Here is a 20,438-nt window from a genome sequence, read left to right as displayed (position 1 = left end):
CCAGCGCGTCCACCCCTCGTTGCCCAGCAACCGAGGGGTTTTTTGTTGAGTTACGACCAGCAGTTCAGCCCACCACAGCAGACAAGGAACGACTCGGATGAGTGAGCAGCAGGGCTCGGGCGCCAATCCCAAGGCAGACGGCATCACCGGCGCGCAGAGCCTGGTCCGGTCCCTCGAGGCGGCCGGTGTCACCGACATCTTCGGCATTCCGGGCGGCGCGATCCTCCCGGCCTACGACCCGCTGATGGACAGCAGCATCCGCCACATCCTCGTGCGCCACGAGCAGGGTGCGGGCCACGCCGCGCAGGGGTACGCCGCCGCGTCCGGCCGGGTCGGCGTGTGTATGGCGACGTCCGGACCCGGTGCGACCAACCTGGTCACACCGCTCGCCGACGCCCACATGGACTCCCTGCCGATGGTCGCGATCACCGGCCAGGTCGGCGCCTCGCTGATCGGCACGGACGCCTTCCAGGAGGCTGACATCCGCGGCATCACGATGCCGATCACCAAGCACAGCTTCCTGGTGACCGACCCCGCGGAGATCCCGACCAAGATCGCCGAGGCCTTCCACATCGCTTCCACCGGCCGCCCGGGCCCGGTCCTGGTCGACGTCACCAAGTCGGCGCTGCAGTCCAGCACCACCTTCCAGTGGCCGACCGAGCTCAACCTGCCCGGCTACCGCCCGGTGACCCGCCCGCACGCCAAGCAGATCCGCGAGGCCGCGCGCCTCATGCTCGAGGCCCGCAAGCCGGTCCTGTACGTCGGCGGCGGCACCATCCGCTCCGGCGCCTCCAAGGAGCTGCTCGCCCTCGCCGAGCTCACCGGGATTCCGGTGGTCACCACGCTGATGGCGCGCGGCGCGTTCCCCGACAGTCACCCGCAGCACCTCGGTATGCCCGGCATGCACGGCACCGTGGCGGCCGTCGCGGCGCTGCAGAAGAGCGACCTGATCATCAGCCTCGGCGCCCGCTTCGACGACCGAGTCACCGGCAACCTCGACTCGTTCGCGCCCGGCGCCAAGGTGATCCACGCCGACATCGACCCGGCCGAGATCGGCAAGAACCGCTACGCCGACGTCCCGATCGTGGGCGACGTCCGCGAGGTCCTGGTCGACCTGATCACCACCCTGCGCACCGAGCAGGAGGCCGGCAACACCGGCGACTACGAGGGCTGGGTCGCGTTCTGCGCCGGCGTGAAGAAGAAGTACCCGCTCGGCTACGACCGCCCGGCTGACGGCGGCCTCGCGCCGCAGTACGTCCTCGAGCGGCTCGGTGCCATCTCGGGCCCCGACACGATCTACACCGCGGGCGTCGGCCAGCACCAGATGTGGGCCGCCCACTTCGTCGGCTACGAGCGCCCCAACACCTGGATCAACTCCGGCGGCCTCGGCACCATGGGCTTCTCCGTGCCGGCCGCGATGGGCGCGAAGGTCGCGATGCCCGACCAGACCGTGTGGTCGGTCGACGGCGATGGCTGCTTCCAGATGACCAACCAGGAGCTCGCCACCTGCGCGATCAACAACATCCCGATCAAGGTCGCGGTCATCAACAACGAGTCGCTCGGCATGGTGCGCCAGTGGCAGACGCTGTTCTACAACTCGCGCTACTCCAACACCGACCTGCACTCCAAGCGGATCCCCGACTTCGTGAAGCTGGCCGACGCCTACGGCTGCGTGGGCCTGGCCTGCGAGTCGCCCGACGACGTCGACGCGACCATCGCGAAGGCGATGGAGATCAACGACGTGCCCGTGGTCGTCGACTTCCGGGTCCACCGTGACGCCATGGTGTGGCCGATGGTCGCCGCCGGCACCAGCAACGACGACATCAAGTACGCGCGCGACCTCGCGCCCCAGTTCGATGAGGACGATCTCTGATGGCCAAGCACACCCTGTCCGTCCTCGTCGAGGACAAGCCCGGCGTGCTGGCGCGGATCTCCGCGCTGTTCAGCCGCCGCGGCTTCAACATCGAGTCGCTCGCGGTCGGCCCGACCGAGCACGACGAGATCTCGCGGATGACGATCGTGGTCAACGTCGAGTCCTCGCCGCTCGAGCAGGTCACCAAGCAGCTCAATAAGCTGGTCGAGGTCATCAAGATCGTCGAGCTCGACCCGACCGCGTCGGTCAACCGCGAGCTGGTGCTCGTCAAGGTCGCCGCCACGGCGGAGACCCGCGGTGAGGTCCTCGACGTCGTCCAGCTGTTCCGGGCGAAGGTCATCGACGTCGCCTCGGACGCGATCACCATGCAGATCGTCGGGAACGACGGCAAGATCGCCGACTTCCTGCGCGTGCTGGAGCCCTTCGGGATCCGCGAGCTCGTGCAGTCCGGCATGGTGGCCATCGGCCGCGGGCCGCGCTCCATCTCGGAGCGCAGCAAGCCCGTCGCCGTACCGGTGCCGCCTGCCGCATCCGGAGGTTGAGGAGGTCGCGCAGCGACCGTCTCGAAACCCCGGGAACCAGCAGACCAACCCCATCACCACCCCAACCAGCAAGGAGAAGCCCGACGTGGCTGAGATCTACTACGACGACGACGCCGACCTGTCCCTCATCCAGGGCAAGCACGTCGCCGTCATCGGTTACGGCAGCCAGGGCCACGCGCACGCGCTGAACCTGCGCGACTCCGGTGTCGACGTCCGCGTCGGCCTCAAGGAGGGCTCGAAGAGCCGCGCCAAGGCCGAGGAGGAGGGCCTGCGTGTCCTCACCCCGCGCGAGGCCGCGGAGGAGGCCGACGTCATCGTCATCCTCGCCCCCGACCAGGTGCAGCGCCACCTGTACGCCGACGACATCGCGCCGGCGCTCGCCGAGGGCGACACCCTGGTCTTCGGCCACGGCTTCAACATCCGCTTCGGCTACATCCAGCCCCCGGCCGGCGTCGACGTCATCCTGGTCGCCCCGAAGGCCCCGGGCCACACCGTGCGCCGCGAGTACGTCGCCGGCCGCGGCATCCCGGACATCATCGCCGTCGAGCAGGACGCCTCGGGCAAGGCCTGGGACCTCGCGAAGTCCTACGCGAAGGGCATCGGCGGCACCCGCGCCGGCGTCATCAAGACCACCTTCACCGAGGAGACCGAGACCGACCTGTTCGGTGAGCAGTCGGTCCTGTGCGGTGGTGTCTCGCAGCTGATCCAGTACGGCTACGAGACCCTCACCGAGGCCGGCTACCAGGGCGAGATCGCCTACTTCGAGGTCCTCCACGAGCTCAAGCTCATCGTCGACCTGATGTGGGAGGGCGGCATCGCCAAGCAGCGCTGGTCGGTCTCCGACACCGCCGAGTACGGCGACTACGTCTCGGGCCCGCGCGTCATCGACCCCCGGGTCAAGGAGAACATGCAGGCCGTCCTCGCCGACATCCAGAGCGGCGCGTTCGCCGAGCGCTTCATCGCCGACCAGGACGCCGGCGCGCCGGAGTTCACGGCGCTGCGCGAGAAGGGTGCCCAGCACCCGATCGAGGCCGTCGGCCGCACCCTGCGCTCGCACTTCTCGTGGGCGCACACCGACGACGACTACACCGAGGGCTCGGCCGCGCGCTGACCCACGTGCCTAACGCCCCCGGATCCACTCGGATCCGGGGGCGTTCCGCGTCCGGTGCCCTCGCGGCTCAGCCCGCCTCGGCGTCGAGGCCGCGCAGCTGCTCCTGGAGGACGTGGACGAGCCCACGGGCCGACGCGGCGGTGATCACCAGGTAGGGCCGGCCCTCGAGCGGCTCGACGACGAGCCAGGTGAGGTCGTCGTCGGCGTACCGGCCGGCGCGCGCGGCGAGGGTGGCCGGCAGTAGGGACGCGGTCACGGGTACGGCGTCGCCCGTCCCGGCGATCGCGGCGGCCAACGTCGGCTGGCTCTGGTGGTAGCGGTCCTCGGGATGGTCGTCCTCGGCGTGCTGCCGGGTGCACCACCCTGGGCAGGGGCCGGTCAGCCAGGACGGCCGCGGTGGGTCCGCCCCGGGCGTCCCCGTGGGGTCGTCGGCTGCCATCATGCGCCTCACTCCCAAGATCTCCTGCCCTCGTCGCGATGGAGCCTAGGGCTCGCGTCCGACGCAACGCGCCGTCGGCCGATCCCTTCTCCACAGCCCTCGGGGCGACGTGAATGCCATATCAGTATGGTCGCTGCGAGGTGGCCATACGGGGATGATGGTGGGCGTGGCGAGCAGGCGCGCGGACATCAGCTGGCAGGCCTATGCGCGCGAGCTCGGCCTCAACCTCCAGCGGGCGCGGATGGCGAGCGGCTTCAGCCAGGAACGGGTCGCCCATCTCGCCGGGATCGCCGGCTTCACCTACCAGAAGTACGAGAAGGGCGAGTCCCGGCCCGGTACGCCGATGAACCCGCAGCTGCTGACCCTGGTCTCGCTGAGCCAGGTCCTCGACGTACCCCTGGCCGGACTGCTTCCCGACTTCGACCCGGACCTGACCGACGCCCGCTGAACCTGGCCGGACCATCGGTGTCGGTGTCGGTGTCGGTGTCGGTGTCGGAGTCCCGTGGCACGGTGGCTCCATGGGCTACCCACGACTGCGCAGCACCGTCCTCGACACCACCGACGTCCCCACGCTGGCTGAGTTCTACCGCCGCCTCCTCGGTTGGTCCTATCCCGAGGGGTTCGAGATCGAGGAGTTCACCGACTGGCGCTCGATCGTCGGTCCCGCCGGGGAGCGACTGTCCTTCCAGCAGGTCGACGAGCTCCCCGCCACGACCTGGCCGAGCGCCGAGGTGGCGCAGCAGCTGCACCTGGACTTCCAGGTCGACGACCGCGCCGACCTCGAGGACAACCACCAGCGCGCCCTCGAGCTGGGCGCCGTCGTCCGCTTCGACCAGTCCGACGACCCCGACGAGCCGCTGCGGGTCTACGTCGACCCGGCGGGCCACACCTTCTGCCTGTTCAGTCGCTGATCAGCCGCTGACCACCAGCAGCACCGCGCCCGCGCCGACCAGCGCGACCCCACCCCATTGCAGGAGCGAGAGCCGCTCGCCGAGCAGCGTCGCACCGAAGATCGCGACGAGCACGACGCTCAGCTTGTCGACCGGAGCGACGAGTGAGGCGTCGCCGACCTTGAGGGCGCGGAAGTAGCAGATCCAGGACGCGCCGGTGGCGAGGCCGGAGAGCACCAGGAACACCCAGGTCCGGGCGCCGACCTCACCGGGGGAGTGGAACTTGCCCAGTGCCAGCAGGATCAGGCCGAGCGTCACGAGGATGACCACGGTGCGGACGAAGGTCGCGACGTCGGAGTCGATGTCCTTCACGCCCACCTTGGCGAAGACCGCCGTCAGGGCCGCGAAGACCGCCGACAGCAGTGCCCAGAACCACCAGGCCGAGGTCAGCTCCATGTGCGCTCCGTAACGTCATTCGTTCCGTGGGCGCGCGCCCACGGAACGAATGACGTTAGCGCAGGGAGACGTCAGTGCAGCGCGATCGTGACGCTGGTCCCCTTCGCGGCCGCGTCGGCGGTCGCGACCTGGTCCCCGTACTGACCGGCGGCCACAGGTCCGCCGCTGTCGGCGACGAGCTGGTCGGTGTGGCCGCCGCCGGCGCCGATCAGGCGCTGCCGCATCGACGAGCCCACGGGCTCGGCGAAGGCCGTGGTCGTCGAGGAGCGGTCGGCCCACACGGTCACCACCCAGTTGCCGGGCGTGGCGACCAGCGGACTGTGGTGGGTGGTCGTCGCGGCCGACTCGGCGAGCCCGGCGACGGCGGCGACGGGGCCGCCCGGGTCGGTGCCCGAGTAGGCCAGCACGCTCAGCGTCGCCTTCACCGCCGTGGCACCGAAGCCGACGGTGACGTTGCGCCCCGCGTCGTCGGCCGCGGCCACCCGCTGCCAGACCACCGTCGTCATCGCGTCGGTGGCGACCGGTGCTCCGACCTGGGTCCAGCCCGCCGGCGCCGTCGGTACGACGGTCGTGGCCGCCGAGACCACGGCGACCAGGCCGTCACCGGCCTGCGCGGTCGCGGGGATCGGCGAGACGATGCTCGTCGCGTTGGTGACCTTGCCGGTCGAGTCGCGGTACCCGACCTGGCTGGTGCCGCCCTGGATATCGACGGACTGCGTCGTGGTGCCGGTGCCTCCGCTCTCGTCGGTCACGGTCAGCGTGACCGGGTAGCTGCCCGGCGCGGCGTACACGTGGTTGGGCTGGGCGCCGGTCGCGGTGCCGCCGTCGCCGAAGGTCCACGCCCACGAGGTGATCGTGCCGTCGGGGTCGGTCGAGCCGCTGCCGTCGAAGGAGCAGGACTGGCCCGAGCAGGACGGGGTGAACGCGGCGGTCGGCACCTGGTTGGCGAGCGGTCCGAGGAACATGGTGCCGCTCGACCACACCGGGCTGGTGTCGATGCCGCTGCCGCTGACCCGGGTCCAGGCGCCACTGGTGACGCCGTCCGCGACGGGCAGGCGCCACAGCTGGTTGGTCGACATGCCGGCCCAGAGCTGACCGTCGGCGTACACCAGGTTGCGGACGTCCTGGAGCAGGGGGAAGTTCGACGACGGGACGGTGAACTCCGCCGCCCCGACGATCAGGCTCTGCGGCGAGAACCAGCGCCAGAACACCTTTCCCTGCAGGCTGCGGGTGTAGTAGAGCCGGCCGTCGGCGTACGCCATGCCGGTCACGTTGGACAGCTGTGCGTACACGTTGGGGACCCGGCCGCGGTAGGTCTGCGTACCGCCGCTGGTCGTCACACTGCTCCAGTACGGGTCGTTGTAGGGGTCGATCACGTTGTCCGGCCCGAACGCCGTGCCGTCGAAGGTGCGGTAGTGCAGCTTGTTGTCGGTCGAGCCGTAGACCAGCTTGGAGCCGACCATGAACGCGCCCCGCACGTTGTTCCAGCTGGCCCCGCCCGTGGTCGTGACCGTGCTCGGCGCGGTGATCGAGCTGCCCGAGAACTGGCGGGTGGTGACCGTGCTCCCCGAGAGCCGGTAGAGGCTGCGCGGCAGTACCGGGTCGGCCTGGGAGACCGGGGCCGTCCCGCCTTCCACAGGGAAGAAGGCGAGGCGGGCCCGGCGGTACTCGCCGTTGCCGATGTACTCGGTGTCACTGCCGACGTAGACGCCGTTGTCGGTCGCCAGCAGCTCCTCGGCACCGATGCCGCGCGGGTGCCGGCCCGGGTTCCAGGTCAGCGGGATGCCGTTCTGCGGGTCGAGCGCGGCGAGCCCGGGCCGCGGCACCTGGCCGGCCTGCTCGTCGGCGCCGCTCTGGATCGCGTTCATCCACTTCTGGTGCCCGCCGACGTAGACGACGTTGTCGGCGATCGCGACCGAGAGCAGCGAGTCCTGACCGGTCGCGGCCTGCCACGTGGGTTGCACGTCCTGCCCGGTGACCGCGGTGTCGAAGCGCGCCGCGGAGTCGCACAGGGTGCCGTTGTAGCCGGCGCCGCTGGAGGCGATCACGAAATAGGAGCCGTCGGGGGAGTAGTCGACGTCGCGCACGTAGGAGTCGAAGGAGTTCTTGCTGCAGGCGGGTGTGTAGCGCAGCGTCTTCCAGTCGGGATCGACGTACGCGTTGTCGGCGCCGAGCCGGATCAGCACGACCTGGTCTCGGTCGAGCCCGTCGGCGTGCTTGAAGTTGCCGATCGCGACCAGCCGGCTCCCGTCGGGGCTGGCGGCCAGCTTTCCGACGCCGACCGGCGCCTTCGCCGTACCGGAGGGCCAGTTGTGGTTGGTGTCGACGGCGATCTTCAGGTACTCGTCCACGTCGCCGGTGGCCGCGTTCAGCGAGGCCAGCCCGGCCCGGGGCAGGGTCGCGACCGTCGTGAACGTGCCGGCCAGCAGCAGCCGGTCGCCCACGAGGGCGAGGTCGAGGATGCTGCCGTTGGGACTGGGGTTCTTGAACCCCGGCACGAGCGCTCCCGTAGCGGTGCTGACCTTGATGACGTTGCGGACCTTCGTCGTACCGGCGAGCTTGAAGGTGCCCGCCACGTAGAGCGCGCTGCCGTCCGGCGACGCGACGATCGCGGTCACGCTGCCGTCGAGCGCCGGCGCGAACACCGGGTCGATGACGCCGGTGCCGCGGTCATAGGCGAACAGGTACGGCGTCGGCAGCTGCGCGCTCGTGCCCGGGTTCTGCGCGAGGGTGAACGTGCCACCCACGAAGACCCTGCTCCCGACCTCGGCGATCGCCAGCGTCCTGCCGTCCAGGATGTTGGGCGTCGTGGCCGGCACCGCCGACGGGATCAGCCGCTGGTGCGCGGGCTGTGCCTGCGCGGGTGACTGTCCCGCGCCGGCGGCGCCGAGAAGGGCGGCCACCACGGCCGCGACGAGCAGGACGATGCGGACAGGACGACTGCGCACGGTTGGCCCCCAAGTGAGTCTGTCGAGACCCCACGACGCTCGCACGTTCGCGTTGATGGCGACTCACCCATGTTGGGCATCTGACTGCACGCTGACCCGGCGCGAAGTGGCTCGTAGACCGCGCCGACCCGGCAGAAAGTGTCTTTTCTTGCGAGACACTTTCTGCCGGGTCAGCGGAAATCCGGGACCACTTCGTGCCGGGTCGCGCTACTTCACCTCGGAGCGCAGCACCAGCCGGGTTCCGATGAGGAGCGGGAGCACGATCCACAGCGCCGACGTGACGCCGAGCTGCGCCCAGTCGTGGCTGGTGAGGCCGCCGTCGAAGAGCAGGAAGCGGGTCTCGTTGAGGTCGAACCAGCCGGCGTTGTCCGCCCACCACTCCTGGACCGAGGCCAGCGCGCCGGACAGGCCGGGCAGCACCAGGATGGCCACGAAGTAGCCGACGATCGCCGCGGGGGAGTTGCGGAAGAGCAGGCCCAGGGTGAGGCCGAGCAGCATGCCGAGCTCGTTGGCGAGCACGATCTGGGCGAACGTCGCGACGGAGATGTTCCAGATCGGGTCGTTGCCGGTGATCAAGGAGGTCACCAGGTTGCCGAGGGCGCCGACGCCGAGGGCGACGAGCATCGAGACCGCGCCGATGAGCAGGGTGTTGACCACCTTGGCGGCGAGCACGCGGCGACGCTGCGGGACGAGCGTGAAGGTCGTCAGGGCGGTGCGCTGACTCCACTCGCTGGTGACCGCGAGGACGCCGATGATCGGCAGGATGATCGACATCGGCGAGCCGATCGAGGCGGCGAAGTCCTCGAAGTCGAGGGTGTCGCGGTCGCCGAGGATGACGGTGAGCGTGGTCGCGATCACCGAGGTGATCACGATGCTCGCCATCAGCCAGAAGCCGGAGCGGGTGTCGAACATCTTGCGCAGCTCGACACGCTGCACCCGGCTGAACGGGGTCCGGGCCGGCACGGGACGCGTCCGCTCGGTGGTCGGTACGACGCCCGGTGCGGCGTCGATGGTCGTGGCGGTCATGCCGCTGCTCCTTGCGTGGTGGTGGTGGCCTGCTGGTTGGTGACGGTCTCGCGCTGGCTCTCGGCGGTGAGGGCCAGGAACATCTCCTCGAGCCCGGCGCCGTCGGCGGCGCGCAGCTCGGTCACGGCGATGCCGGCGGCGAAGGCGGCCTGGCCGACACGGGTCAGGTCGGCCTCGGCGAGCACGGCGCCGCCGGAGGTGGGCCGGGCGGTGATCCCGGCGGTGACGAGCGCGCCGGCCAGGGCGTTGCCGTCGGCTGCCCGGACCAGGGTGCCGGCGCCGGCGAGCAGCTCTTCCTTGGTGCCCTGGGCGACGATCCGGCCGTTGCCGATCACGACCAGGTCGTCGGCGATGACCTCGATCTCGTGCAGTAGGTGCGAGGAGAGCAGCACGGTGCCGCCCTGGTCGGCGAAGTCGCGCAGCAGGTCGCGCATCCAGCGGATGCCGGCCGGGTCGAGGCCGTTGGCGGGCTCGTCGAGGATGAGGACCTCGGGGTTGCCGAGGAGCGCCGTACCGATGCCCAGCCGCTGCCGCATGCCGAGCGAGTAGTTGCGGACCCTGCGGCTGGCCTCGTCCGGCGTGAGGCTGACCCGCTCGAGCATCTCGTCGACGCGGGTGCGCGGCAGGCCCATGGTGAGGGCGGCGATGGTGAGGATCTCGCGACCGGTCCGACCCGCGTGCTGGGCCGACGCGTCCAGCAGGACGCCGACCTCTCGGCCCGGGTCGGGCAGCTCGGCGAAGCGGCGCCCGAGGACCCGGACCTCACCGCTGCCGGGCGCGGTCAGGCCGACCATCACCCGCATGGTGGTGGACTTTCCGGCGCCGTTGGGCCCGAGGAACCCGGTGACGCGGCCGGGCGCGGCGGTGAACGACACGTCGTCGACGGCGGTGAAGCTGCCGTACGACTTGCTGAGGGACTCGACTGTGATCATGTCCCGAAGCCTGTCGCCGCCCGGCCCCTCGGCGCTTCGGGCAGATCCCTTGACCCGCCCCTGACCTCGACCCCGGGGCCCCTAGGGGTCCGCCGGGGTTTCGAGGCGGCTTCGCAAGCTCAGCCGGCACCTCAACCACCGACTTTTCCCAGGTCCGCGCTCCGCGCCGGCCCTGGGAAGCAATCAGGGGTACGACGCGTTGCACCCGTCGTGCGTATCGAGATCTGGGCCGACGTCGTGTGTCCGTGGTGCTACATCGGCAAGCGCCGCCTGGAGCGGGCGCTCGCCTCGTTCGAGCACCGTGACGAGGTCGAGGTGGTCTACCGCTCCTACGAGCTGGACCCGTTCGCGCCCGAGGTCGGCACCGAGACCACGGTGCAGGTGCTCGGCCGCAAGTTCGGTGCCGACGAGGCGGGCACCCGCGCGATGATGGCCCGCGCCGACGAGGTCGCCGCGGGGGAGGGCCTGGAGTTCGCCCACGCCGACGCGCTGCACGCGCGCACGCTCACCGCGCACCGCCTGCTCCACCTGGCTGCGGCGGTCGGGCGCCAGCACGAGCTGATGGAGCAGGTCCTCGCGGCGTACTTCACCCGCGGCGAGTCCCTCGGCGACCACGACGTGCTGCGTCGTGCGGCCGCCGCGGCCGGGCTCCCCGCCGAGCGGGTCGAGCAGGTCCTCGGCAGTGACGAGTACCGCGACGAGGTGATGGCCGACGTGGCCCAGGCCCGGGTGTACGGCTCGAGCGGTGTCCCGTTCTTCGTCCTCGACGGCCGCTTCGGCATCTCCGGCGCGCAGCCGACCGAGCTGTTCGAGCAGGCGCTCGCCCAGGCGTGGGAGTCGCGCGTCACGGCCTGACCTGTCACGGCAGCAGCAGGACCACCGTCTCGGCGACGCAGGCCGGCTTGGCCTCGTCCTCGATCTCGATCGTGTGGTGCACGGTGAGCTGCTTGCCGCTGGGGATGTCGACGACCTCGCCCATCGTCACGTGCAGCCGGATCCGCTTGCCGACCAGCAACGGCGCGGGGAAGCGGACCTTGTTGACGCCGTAGTTGAGCTTGGCGCCCGGCGTACGCAGCGTGAACACCTGGCTGCCGAGCCACGGCACGAGTGACAGGGTGAGGTAGCCGTGGGCGATGGTGCCGCCGAACGGTCCCTCCTTGGCCCGCTCCAGGTCGACGTGGATCCACTGGTGGTCGCCGGTCGCGTCGGCGAACTGGTTGACCCGGCGCTGGTCGATGGTGACCCAGTCGCTGGTCCCGAGATCGGTCCCGGCGGCCTCGGTGAGCTCCTCGAACGTCGTGAACACGCGCATGGCCTTGACTCCTTCGTCGACGGCGAACCCTGGTGCCTCGACCTTAGGACGCAACAGGTACGACGGTCAGCCACCGCCGCGCCGTCGTCTCACGTCCTGGGGCGCCACGTCCGCGGACGCGGCAGGTGAGGACAGCCTCCATTAGGCAAGGCTAACCATGCGGAGTACCCTCGACGTTCGTGCTCGCCAACTTCCTGATCGGACTACGCGAAGGCCTCGAGGCCGCGCTGGTCGTCAGCATCCTGGTGGCCTACCTCGTCAAGTCGGAGCGCCGTGAGTTGCTGCCGCGGATCTGGGCGGGCGTCGGCATCGCCGTCGCTGTTGCCCTCGCCTTCGGCGCCGCCCTGACCTTCGGCCCGCGCGGCCTGACCTTCGAGGCACAGGAGGCGATCGGCGGCACCCTGTCGATCGTCGCCGTCGCGTTCGTCACCTGGATGATCTTCTGGATGTCGACCGCGGCCCGCGGGCTCGGCTCCGAGCTCCGCGGCCAGATCGACAAGGCCGCCGAGGGCGGGCGCTGGTCGCTGGTCGTCGTCGCGATGCTCGCCGTGGGCCGTGAGGGCCTCGAGACCGCGCTCTTCCTGTGGGCGGCCACCCAGGCCGGCACCCGCGACACGGTCGGGTCGGTGACCCCGACCTGGGAGCCCCTGGTCGGCGCGATGCTCGGCATCCTGGTCGCCGTCGCCCTCGGCTACCTCATCTACCGGGGCGCGATCCGCCTCAACCTCACCGTGTTCTTCACCTGGACCGGCGCCTTCCTCATCCTGGTCGCCGGTGGTGTCCTGGCCTACGGCCTGCACGACCTCCAGGAGGCGGGGATCCTCCCCGGCCTGCACAACCTGGCCTTCGACGTCTCCGACGCGATCCCGCCGTCGTCCTGGTACGGCACCCTGCTCAAGGGCGTCTTCAACTTCTCGCCCGCGACGACCTGGCTCGAGGCCACCGCCTGGGTGCTGTACGTCGTCCCCGTGGGCGCACTCTTCCTCCTCCGGACCCGCAGCACGCGTCCGGCCCGTCCCTCCCGTCAGCTTCAGGAGCACTGATGATGCGTAAGACCCCCATCGCGGCGAGGACCCTCGTTGCCTCGGTGACCGCCCTGGCCGTCGTGCCGATGCTCGCCGCCTGCACCGAGAACGCCTCCTCCGGGGAGGACGGGAAGAAGGGCGGTGACGCCCGCACACTGAGCGTCGGCTCGAGCGCCGACGCCTGCGAGCTGTCGGCGACCAAGGCTCCGGCCGGCACGCTGAGCTTCGACGTCACCAACACCGGCTCCGACGTCACCGAGTTCTACCTGCTCGGCGCCGACGGCCTGCGCATCGTCGGCGAGGTCGAGAACATCGGGCCGAACCTGACCAAGAAGCTCACCGTGAACGCCCCCGAGGGCGACTACTTCACCGCCTGCAAGCCGGGCATGGTCGGCGAGGGCATCCGGGCCCCGTTCACCGTCACCCACTCCGAGCAGGAGCAGGTCAGCGCGTCCGACCAGGAGCTGATCGACCAGGCGCAGGCCAACTACCGCGCCTACGTGCAGGACCAGTCCGCCCAGCTGCTGGAGAAGACCAAGGAGTTCGTCCAGCTCTACGAGGGCGGAAAGGACGACGAGGCCCGGGCGCTCTACCCGGTCGCCCGCGAGCACTGGGAGCGGATCGAGACCGTCGCCGAGTCCTTCGGCGACCTCGACCCCAAGACCGACGCGCGCGAAGCCGACGTCGACTTCGCCGCCGGTGAGAAGTGGACCGGCTGGCACCGCATCGAGAAGGACCTGTGGCCGCAGGACGCCAAGGGCTACACCGCGCTGAAGCCCGCCGAGCGCACGACGTACGGCGACGACCTGCTCGCCAACGTCACCGAGCTCGACAAGCGGATCCAGGCCACCGGCAGCGACGCGCTGACCTACCCGATCGACGCGATCGCCAACGGCTCGATCGGCCTGCTCGAGGAGGTCGCGAACGGCAAGATCACCGGCGAGGAGGAGGCCTGGTCGCACACCGACCTGTGGGACTTCCAGGCCAACGTCGACGGCGCGCGCGTGGCCTACGAGGGCGTCCAGGGGCTGCTCGAGGCCAAGGACCCGGCCCTCGCCGAAGAGCTGACCGCGAAGTTCGACGCGCTGCAGGCGGTGCTCGACGAGTACCGCGACGGCGACGGCTTCGTGCTCTACACCGCGCTGGAGCCGGCCGACACGAAGAAGATGACCGACGCCGTCAACGCGCTGTCCGAGCCGCTCTCGAAGCTCACCGCGGCGGTGACCTCCTGACTGCCAGGTCCCGCGTCAGCCGGCGCGGTCTCCTCGGCGGTGGCGCGGCCGCCGCCGGGGTGGCCGGCGCCTTCGCGGCCGGACGGATCGCGGCACCCGACCCCGCGAAGGTCGCGGCGCCGACGGCGTCGTACCCCTTCCACGGCGAGCGCCAGGCGGGCATCGTCACACCCGCCCAGGACCGGCTGCACTTCGTCGCGCTCGACGTGACGACCGAGGACCGCGACGAGCTCATCGCGCTGCTGAAGGCCTGGACCGAGGCCGCCGCCCGGATGACCTCGGGCGAGTCCGCCGGCCCGGTCGGTGCGGTCGACGGCCCGGGCAACGCGCCACCGGACGACACCGGCGAGGCCCTGGACCTGCCGCCGAGCCGGCTCACGATCACCTTCGGGTTCGGCCCGGGACTGTTCGTCGACGCCGATGGCAAGGACCGGTTCGGCATCGCGGATCGCCGCCCGGAGGCGCTCGAGCAGCTGCCGAAGTTCTCCGCCGACGTGCTCGACCCGGCCCGCAGCGACGGCGACATCTGCATCCAGGCCTGCGCCGACGACCCGCAGGTCGCCGTGCACGCCATCCGCAACCTGGTCCGGATCGGGTTCGGTACGACGGCCGTGCGCTGGTCCCAGCTCGGATTCGGCCGCACCTCGACCACCTCGACCAGCCAGTCCACGCCGCGCAACCTGTTCGGCTTCAAGGACGGCACCGCCAACATCAAGGCGGAGGAGCGCGAGGCCCTCGACGAGCACGTGTGGGTCGGGGCCGGCGACGACCCGAAGGCCGCCTGGCTGGCGGGCGGCTCGTACCTCGTGACCCGCCGGATCAACATGACCATCGAGGTCTGGGACCGGCAGTCGCTGGAGTCCCAGGAGCAGTTCGTCGGCCGCACCAAGGGCACGGGCGCGCCGCTGTCCGGTGGCGAGGAGATGTCCGACCCGGACTTCTCGATGCAGGGGAGTGCCGGGTCGATCATCCCGGTCGACTCCCACGTCCGCGTCGTGCATCCCGAGACGAACGACGGGGTGCGGATCCTGCGCCGCGGCTACAACTTCGTCGACGGCAGCAACGACGTCGGCGGCCTCGACGCGGGCCTGTTCTTCATCGCCTACCTCCGCGACCCGCGGACCCACTTCATCCCGCTACAGCGGGCGATGTCGAAGTCCGACGCGCTGATGGAGTACCTCCGCTTCACCGGCCAGGCGCTGTTCGCCGTACCTCCCGGCACCGGCAGGGGGGAGTACGTCGGACAGGCCCTCTTCGCCTGAGCGGAGCGGGTAGGCTGGCGGGGTCGCACAGCGTCGTGCCACGCCTTCTCCCGCACCACCTCGCGAAGGACATCGCTGTGACCGCTCGCCCCGTCGTACTCATCGCCGAAGAGCTGAGCCCCGCCACCGTCGAGGCGCTGGGGCCGGACTTCGAGATCCGCACCTGCAACGGGGCCGACCGCGCCGAGCTGCTGGCGGCGATCGCCGATGCCGACGCGATCCTGGTGCGGTCCGCGACCAGGGTCGACGCCGAGGCGCTGGCCGCCGCCGCCCGGCTCAAGGTCGTCGCGCGGGCCGGGGTCGGCCTCGACAACGTCGACGTGAAGGCCGCGACCCAGTCAGGCGTGATGGTCGTGAACGCCCCGACCTCCAATATCGTCTCGGCCGCCGAGCTCGCCGTCGCGCTGATGCTCGCCGCCGCCCGCCACGTCTCGCCGGCCCACGCCTCCCTGCGGGGCGGCGAGTGGAAGCGGTCGAAGTACACCGGCATCGAGCTGTTCGAGAAGACCGTCGGCATCGTCGGCCTCGGCCGGATCGGCGTCCTGGTCGCCCAGCGCCTCGCGGCGTTCGGCATGACCGTGATCGCCTACGACCCCTACGTCCAGGCCGGCCGGGCCGCCCAGGTCGGCGTGCGCCTCGTCGACCTCGACACCTTGATGACCGAGTCCGACTTCATGTCGGTCCACCTGCCCAAGACCGCCGAGACCGTGGGCCTGATCGACGCCGACGCGCTCGCGAAGGCCAAGTCGTCGCTGGTCCTGGTCAACGCCGCGCGCGGCGGCATCGTCGACGAGGGCGCGCTGTACGACGCCCTCAAGACCGGTCGCATCGCGGCCGCCGGGCTCGACGTCTTCACCCAGGAGCCCTGCACCGACAGCCCGCTCTTCGAGCTCGAGAACGTCGTCGCCACCCCCCACCTCGGTGCCTCCACCGACGAGGCCCAGGAGAAGGCCGGCATCGCGGTGGCCAGGTCGGTCCGCCTCGCCCTGTCCGGTGAGCTGGTCCCCGACGCGGTCAACGTCCAGGGCGGTGTCATCGCCGAGGACGTGCGCCCCGGCATCCCGCTGACGGAGAAGCTCGGCCAGATCTTCACCGCCGTCGCCGGCGAGGTCGCCCAGCAGCTGGACGTCGAGGTCCGCGGCGAGATCGCCGAGCACGACGTCAAGGTGCTCGAGCTCGCCGCACTCAAGGGCGTGTTCGCCCACGTCGTCGAGGAGCAGGTCTCCTTCGTCAACGCGCCGCTGCTCGCGGCCGAGCGCGGCATCGTCGTACGCCTGGTGATGGATGGCGAGAGCGGCGACCACCGCAACCTGATCACCCTGCGCGGCACCCTCGCCGACGGCACCCAGGTCTCCGTGAGCGGCACCCTGGTCGGCATCGCCCAGAAGGAGCGGCTGGTCGAGGTCAACGGCTACCTCGTCGACATCGAGCCCACCGAGCATCTCGCGTTCTTCACGTACGTCGACCGGCCCGGCATGGTCGGCACGGTCGGCCAGATCCTCGGCGACGCCCTGGTCAACATCGCCGGCATGCAGGTCTCTCGCGAGACGAAGGGCGGCGAGGCGCTGGTCGCGCTGTCCGTCGACTCCGCCATCCCGGCCGACGCGCTCGCGCAGATCGAGACGGCCATCGAGGCCACGTCGATCCACGCGGTCGACCTGGCCTGATCCGCCCGTCCTCACCATTGAGTTGCCCCGTCCTCACCGTCGAGTTGCCGAACTCGACGGTGAGTCTGCGGCAACTCAACGGTGAGTCTGCGGCAACTCAACGGTGAGTCTGCGGCAACTCAACGGTGAGTCTGCGGCAACTCAACGGTGAGTCTGCGGCAACTCGACGGAGCGGTCAGGCCACCAGGAACGGCTCGGACCCGACCGGCGGGGCAGCCGCACCGACCCGGCGCGAGGTGACCACGGCCCAGGCGTCCGCGATGCGTCGTACGGCCTCGACCAGCTGGGGCGCCGCGATCGCGTAGGGCAGCCGGATGTAGCGGTCCAGGCCGCCCTCGGGCGCGAACGACGGGCCGGGCGCGAGGAGTACGCCGTGCCGCTCCGCCTCGGTCGACAGCGCGGTCGCGCCGGCGACGGGCAGATGGCACCACAGGGCCATCCCGCCGGCCGGAGTGCGGAACTCCCAGTCGGGCAGGTGCTCGGCGAGCGCGCCGGCCATCGCGTCGCGCTGCTCACGCAGCCGCGCCCGCTGGCCGCGCAGCACCGGCTCGAGGTCGCCGGTCAGCAGTCGGGTCAGCACCAGCTGCTCGAGCACGGGTACGCCGAGGTCGAGCCCGACCCGGGCCCGGGTCAGGCGGTCCACGAGCGCGTGCGGCGCGCGGATCCAGCCCAGCCGCAGGCCGCCCCAGATGCTCTTGCTCGCGCTGCCCACGCAGACCGCGTCCTTCGCCAGCGCCGCGAACGGCGTGCCCGCGTGGGCGTCGTCGTCGAGCGCCAGCAGGTGGTGCGCCTCGTCGACGACGGGGACGGCGTCATGGCCGGCGAGCAGCCGCGCGTACCGCTCCCGGTCGGGCTCGGACATCACCAGCCCGGTCGGGTTGTGGAAGTCCGGCATCACGTGGACCAGCCGCGGCCTGTGCCGGGTCACGGTCGCGGTGACGGCGTCGAGGTCCCAGCCGGACGGGTCCAGCGCGATCGTGGTCAGCCGCCCGCCGCCGGTGCGCAGCGCCTGCACGGCGTTGGGGTACGTCGGCGACTCCATCAGCACCCGGTCCCGCGGGCCCGCCAGCGCGCTGCCGATCACCGCGGTCGCCGCGAGCGCACCCGGGGTGACGATGATCTGCTCGGGTGCGGTCGGTAGTCCGCGGGCGTCGTACGTCGCCGCGACGGCGGCCTGCAGGTCGGGCATCCCGGCGGGGAAGTAGCCGTGTCCGCCCAGGTGCGCGGGCAGGTCGGCCGCCGCGTCGGCGTACACCGCCGCGATGCCCGGGGGAGCGGTCGCCGCCGCGCAGACCAGGTCGATGACGCCGTTGCCGACGTCGCTGGGCCACAGCGCCCGGTCGAGTGCGCGGGTGCGGCCGCCGGGCAGCCGGGTGAAGGTGCCCGCACCCTGCCGCGCCTCGGCGTACTGCGAGTCGCGCAGCACCGCATAGGCCCGGGTCACCGTCGTCCGGGAGACCCCGAGCGCGTCGGTCAGGTCGCGCTCGCTCGGCAGCCGGGTGCCGTAGCCGATCCGGCCGTCGCCGATCAGCTCGCGCAGCGCGTCGGCCAGTCCGACGTACGCCGGCGACCGGTCGAAGCCCTCGACGAGCGCGGCCAGGCGCGTGGCTGACAGCGAAGTGGACTGCTCCATACAGGCCACTCTCCCATGATTGGCTATTTCAGAACAGTCCAATCCCCCTCACGCTGGTGTCATGTCGATCGCCGCCCCTGCCCCTCGGGCCGCCGTCCAGCTCGCCGACCTCGGCCCCGTCGCCCAGCTCCGCGCGGGACGGCTGCCGCGCCGCCTCGTCCAGCTGTACGTCGGGCTGTACCTCTACGGCGTCAGCCTGGCCCTCATGGTGCTCGGCGACATCGGCCTGGCGCCGTGGGACGTGCTGCACTCCGGATTCATCCGCCACGTCCCGATCACGCTGGGCCAGGCCGTCGTGCTGTTCAGCTTCGTGGTCCTCGTGCTGTGGATCCCGCTGCGCGAGAAGCCCGGCCTCGGCACCATCTCCAACGCGATCGTGGTCGGCCTGTCCGCCGACCTCACACTGGCGATGTTCGACGCCCCCGACAACCTCGCCGTCCGGATCGCCTTCATGGTCGGCGGCATCGTCCTGTGTGGCCTCGCCACCGCCCTCTACATCGGCGCCCAGCTGGGCCGCGGCCCCCGCGACGGCCTGATGACCGGCCTGCACCGCCGTACCGGACTCTCGATCCGGCTGGTCCGCACCTGCATCGAGGTCGCCGTGGTCCTGATCGGCCTGGTCCTCGGCGGCACGCTCGGCCTCGGCACGGTCGCGTACGCGCTCACCATCGGGCCGATCGCGCAGTGGATGATGCCGTGGTTCCTGGTGGAGCTGGACTCCTGACCCGCAGCCGCGGCGCCCGGGAAGTCGGTGGGATCCCTGAACCGGACCCTGATTTGCCCGCCTGACCCTGCATGAGGAGAGGGTTCGCTGGATAGGCTCGGGCCATGACCACCGACGGTTCCCAGGCCGCTGCCCCCGAGCCCGCCCCGCTCGCCCCTCCCGAGCCGGCCATCACGCTGACGGCACCGGAGGCGCCGGCTCCGGTCGTGGAGACCCAGGCGCCCAAGATGGCGCCGCAGGTCGAGGCGGCGATGGTGCCCGAGCTCGACGCGAAGGTCGACAACTTCCTGGCCTCGCTCGCGGCGGCCAAGGCGGGCAGCCCGGAGTTCGCGGCGCAGGCCGAGAACGTGCGCACGATGGGCGACGCCGACATCCGCAAGGCGGCCGAGACGTCCAACCGGATGCTCGACAAGCCGGTCACCGCGCTCAAGTCGGGCGGCATCGCGCAGGGCTCGACGGTCGGCAAGACGCTCCTCGAGCTGCGCCGCACGGTCGAGGACCTCGACCCCGGTCAGGCGACCGGCGTGAAGAAGTGGTGGGACAAGCTGCCCTTCAACGACAAGATCGAGGACTACTTCCGCAAGTACCAGTCCTCGCAGAGCCAGCTCAACGGCATCCTCCACTCGCTGCGCAGCGGGCAGGACGAGCTGACCCGCGACAACGTCGCGCTCAACCTGGAGAAGACCAACCTCTGGGGCGTGATGGGCCGGCTCAACCAGTACATCTACGTCGCCGAGAAGCTCGACGCGAAGCTGTCGGCCAAGATCGCCGAGCTCGAGCTGAGCGACCCCGAGACGGCCAAGACCCTGTCGCAGGACGTCCTGTTCTACGTCCGCCAGAAGCACCAGGACCTGCTGACCCAGCTGGCGGTGTCGATCCAGGCGTACCTCGCCATCGACATCATCATCAAGAACAACATCGAGCTGATCAAGGGCGTCGACCGGGCGACCACGACGACCATCTCCGCCCTGCGTACGGCGGTCATCGTCGCCCAGGCGCTGAGCAACCAGAAGCTGGTCCTCGACCAGATCACGGCGCTCAACACCACTACGTCCGCGATGATCCAGCGCACCTCGGAGATGCTCAAGGAGAACTCCGCCGCGATCCAGGAGCAGGCCGCGTCCTCGACCATCGGCATCGAGCAGCTGCAGGCCGCGTTCGCCAACATCTACGCGACGATGGACTCGATCGACGAGTTCAAGCTCAAGGCGCTCGACAATATGTCGACCACGATCGGCGTGCTCGAGAACGAGGTGCAGAAGTCGAAGGCCTACCTCGACCGCGTCCAGCAGCACGACGCCCGCAACGCGGCCGGCACGCTGGACATCGGCTGAGCTGACAGCACAGGGGACAGGACAGTTTTCGG

General features: G+C 70.8%; 19 protein-coding genes. 12 read left to right on the top strand and 7 right to left on the bottom strand.

The annotated features are described in order from the left end of the window. The first annotated feature begins 97 nt into the window (after positions 1-97). The 3 genes from FBY23_RS19810 to ilvC all read left to right on the top strand — a co-directional run bounded on the left by FBY23_RS19810 (position 98) and on the right by ilvC (position 3,526). Positions 98-1,873, top strand: a complete 1,776-nt coding sequence (locus FBY23_RS19810; protein WP_141799712.1) for an acetolactate synthase large subunit — start codon at positions 98-100, stop codon at positions 1,871-1,873. Then, entirely contained in the window at positions 1,873-2,415 is a 543-nt protein-coding gene (gene ilvN, locus FBY23_RS19805; RefSeq protein WP_141799711.1) for an acetolactate synthase small subunit, read from the top strand. The genes FBY23_RS19810 and ilvN overlap by 1 nt, the downstream gene beginning before the upstream one ends. An 85-nt stretch (positions 2,416-2,500) precedes the next feature. Then, the gene (ilvC, locus tag FBY23_RS19800; protein ID WP_141799710.1) at positions 2,501-3,526 is read left to right on the top strand and encodes a ketol-acid reductoisomerase; all 1,026 of its coding nucleotides are present in this window, start codon (positions 2,501-2,503) and stop codon (positions 3,524-3,526) included. A 67-nt stretch (positions 3,527-3,593) separates the two neighbouring features. Here ilvC and FBY23_RS19795 read toward each other — a convergent pair whose 3' ends face one another. After that, positions 3,594-3,968, bottom strand: a complete 375-nt coding sequence (locus FBY23_RS19795) for a DUF6907 domain-containing protein (protein ID WP_141799709.1) — start codon at positions 3,966-3,968, stop codon at positions 3,594-3,596. A gap of 163 nt (positions 3,969-4,131) precedes the next feature. Between FBY23_RS19795 and FBY23_RS19790 the strand changes: the two genes are divergently transcribed. After that, on the top strand, positions 4,132-4,413 hold the full coding sequence (locus tag FBY23_RS19790; protein WP_260806094.1) for a helix-turn-helix domain-containing protein: 282 nt from the start codon (positions 4,132-4,134) through the stop codon (positions 4,411-4,413). Between the two features lie 70 nt (positions 4,414-4,483). Continuing rightward, the gene (locus FBY23_RS19785) at positions 4,484-4,876 is read left to right on the top strand and encodes a VOC family protein (protein WP_141799707.1); all 393 of its coding nucleotides are present in this window, start codon (positions 4,484-4,486) and stop codon (positions 4,874-4,876) included. Here the strand turns inward: FBY23_RS19785 and FBY23_RS19780 are convergent, their stop codons facing one another. From FBY23_RS19780 to FBY23_RS19765, 4 genes are all read right to left on the bottom strand, one after another. Next, positions 4,877-5,311 (bottom strand): EamA family transporter, encoded by a 435-nt coding sequence (locus FBY23_RS19780; RefSeq protein WP_141799706.1) that lies wholly within the window; start codon positions 5,309-5,311, stop codon positions 4,877-4,879. Positions 5,312-5,382: 71 nt separating this feature from the next. Continuing rightward, a complete protein-coding gene (locus tag FBY23_RS19775) occupies positions 5,383-8,259 on the bottom strand; it encodes a PKD domain-containing protein (protein ID WP_141799705.1) in 2,877 nt (958 codons plus the stop codon). 207 nt (positions 8,260-8,466) lie between these two features. Then, positions 8,467-9,285 (bottom strand): ABC transporter permease, encoded by an 819-nt coding sequence (locus FBY23_RS19770; protein ID WP_141799704.1) that lies wholly within the window; start codon positions 9,283-9,285, stop codon positions 8,467-8,469. Then, a complete protein-coding gene (locus tag FBY23_RS19765; RefSeq protein ID WP_141799703.1) occupies positions 9,282-10,217 on the bottom strand; it encodes an ABC transporter ATP-binding protein in 936 nt (311 codons plus the stop codon). Before FBY23_RS19765 ends, FBY23_RS19770 begins: the two co-directional genes overlap by 4 nt. A 210-nt stretch (positions 10,218-10,427) precedes the next feature. Here FBY23_RS19765 and FBY23_RS19760 point away from each other — a divergent pair, with 210 nt between their 5' ends. Continuing rightward, on the top strand, positions 10,428-11,072 hold the full coding sequence (locus tag FBY23_RS19760; RefSeq protein WP_141799702.1) for a DsbA family oxidoreductase: 645 nt from the start codon (positions 10,428-10,430) through the stop codon (positions 11,070-11,072). Positions 11,073-11,076: 4 nt separating this feature from the next. Here the strand turns inward: FBY23_RS19760 and FBY23_RS19755 are convergent, their stop codons facing one another. Next, positions 11,077-11,529, bottom strand: a complete 453-nt coding sequence (locus FBY23_RS19755) for a MaoC family dehydratase (protein ID WP_141799701.1) — start codon at positions 11,527-11,529, stop codon at positions 11,077-11,079. Positions 11,530-11,708: 179 nt separating this feature from the next. Here FBY23_RS19755 and efeU point away from each other — a divergent pair, with 179 nt between their 5' ends. The 4 genes from efeU to serA all read left to right on the top strand — a co-directional run bounded on the left by efeU (position 11,709) and on the right by serA (position 16,715). Beyond that, positions 11,709-12,572 carry an iron uptake transporter permease EfeU gene (gene efeU / locus FBY23_RS19750; RefSeq protein ID WP_141799700.1) on the top strand — a complete coding sequence of 288 codons (864 nt, stop codon included), beginning with the start codon at positions 11,709-11,711 and terminating at the stop codon, positions 12,570-12,572. Between the two features lie 2 nt (positions 12,573-12,574). Then, positions 12,575-13,786, top strand: coding sequence for an iron uptake system protein EfeO (efeO, locus tag FBY23_RS19745; protein WP_141799699.1), 1,212 nt, complete (start codon positions 12,575-12,577; stop codon positions 13,784-13,786). After that, positions 13,783-15,048, top strand: a complete 1,266-nt coding sequence (gene efeB / locus FBY23_RS19740) for an iron uptake transporter deferrochelatase/peroxidase subunit (protein WP_141801165.1) — start codon at positions 13,783-13,785, stop codon at positions 15,046-15,048. Before efeO ends, efeB begins: the two co-directional genes overlap by 4 nt. Positions 15,049-15,125: 77 nt before the next feature. Further along, positions 15,126-16,715, top strand: a complete 1,590-nt coding sequence (gene serA / locus FBY23_RS19735; RefSeq protein WP_141799698.1) for a phosphoglycerate dehydrogenase — start codon at positions 15,126-15,128, stop codon at positions 16,713-16,715. A 175-nt stretch (positions 16,716-16,890) separates the two neighbouring features. On the opposite strand, the gene FBY23_RS19730 is transcribed toward serA, so the two are convergent. Further along, entirely contained in the window at positions 16,891-18,348 is a 1,458-nt protein-coding gene (locus FBY23_RS19730) for a PLP-dependent aminotransferase family protein (protein WP_141799697.1), read from the bottom strand. A gap of 61 nt (positions 18,349-18,409) precedes the next feature. On the opposite strand from FBY23_RS19730, the gene FBY23_RS19725 reads away from it, so the two are divergent. Both FBY23_RS19725 and FBY23_RS19720 read left to right on the top strand, forming a co-directional pair. Continuing rightward, complete coding sequence (locus FBY23_RS19725; RefSeq protein ID WP_141799696.1) at positions 18,410-19,072, top strand: YitT family protein; 663 nt, start codon at positions 18,410-18,412, stop codon at positions 19,070-19,072. 104 nt (positions 19,073-19,176) lie between these two features. Beyond that, entirely contained in the window at positions 19,177-20,406 is a 1,230-nt protein-coding gene (locus tag FBY23_RS19720) for a toxic anion resistance protein (protein WP_141799695.1), read from the top strand. Positions 20,407-20,438: the final 32 nt, after the last annotated feature.

The organism is Nocardioides sp. SLBN-35 (assembly GCF_006715725.1).
Classification (GTDB): domain Bacteria; phylum Actinomycetota; class Actinomycetes; order Propionibacteriales; family Nocardioidaceae; genus Nocardioides.
This window is presented reverse-complemented; position numbering and strand designations above follow the sequence as displayed.

Coding starts and splice junctions, on each gene's coding strand:
- FBY23_RS19810 (WP_141799712.1), top strand. CDS start 98: ATGAGTGAGCAGCAGGGCTCGGGCGCCAATCCCAAGGCAGACGGCATC.
- ilvN (WP_141799711.1), top strand. CDS start 1,873: ATGGCCAAGCACACCCTGTCCGTCCTCGTCGAGGACAAGCCCGGCGTG.
- FBY23_RS19795 (WP_141799709.1), bottom strand. CDS start 3,968: ATGATGGCAGCCGACGACCCCACGGGGACGCCCGGGGCGGACCCACCG.
- FBY23_RS19785 (WP_141799707.1), top strand. CDS start 4,484: ATGGGCTACCCACGACTGCGCAGCACCGTCCTCGACACCACCGACGTC.
- FBY23_RS19780 (WP_141799706.1), bottom strand. CDS start 5,311: ATGGAGCTGACCTCGGCCTGGTGGTTCTGGGCACTGCTGTCGGCGGTC.
- FBY23_RS19770 (WP_141799704.1), bottom strand. CDS start 9,285: ATGACCGCCACGACCATCGACGCCGCACCGGGCGTCGTACCGACCACC.
- FBY23_RS19765 (WP_141799703.1), bottom strand. CDS start 10,217: ATGATCACAGTCGAGTCCCTCAGCAAGTCGTACGGCAGCTTCACCGCC.
- FBY23_RS19755 (WP_141799701.1), bottom strand. CDS start 11,529: ATGCGCGTGTTCACGACGTTCGAGGAGCTCACCGAGGCCGCCGGGACC.
- efeO (WP_141799699.1), top strand. CDS start 12,575: ATGCGTAAGACCCCCATCGCGGCGAGGACCCTCGTTGCCTCGGTGACC.
- FBY23_RS19730 (WP_141799697.1), bottom strand. CDS start 18,348: ATGGAGCAGTCCACTTCGCTGTCAGCCACGCGCCTGGCCGCGCTCGTC.
- FBY23_RS19725 (WP_141799696.1), top strand. CDS start 18,410: ATGTCGATCGCCGCCCCTGCCCCTCGGGCCGCCGTCCAGCTCGCCGAC.
- FBY23_RS19720 (WP_141799695.1), top strand. CDS start 19,177: ATGACCACCGACGGTTCCCAGGCCGCTGCCCCCGAGCCCGCCCCGCTC.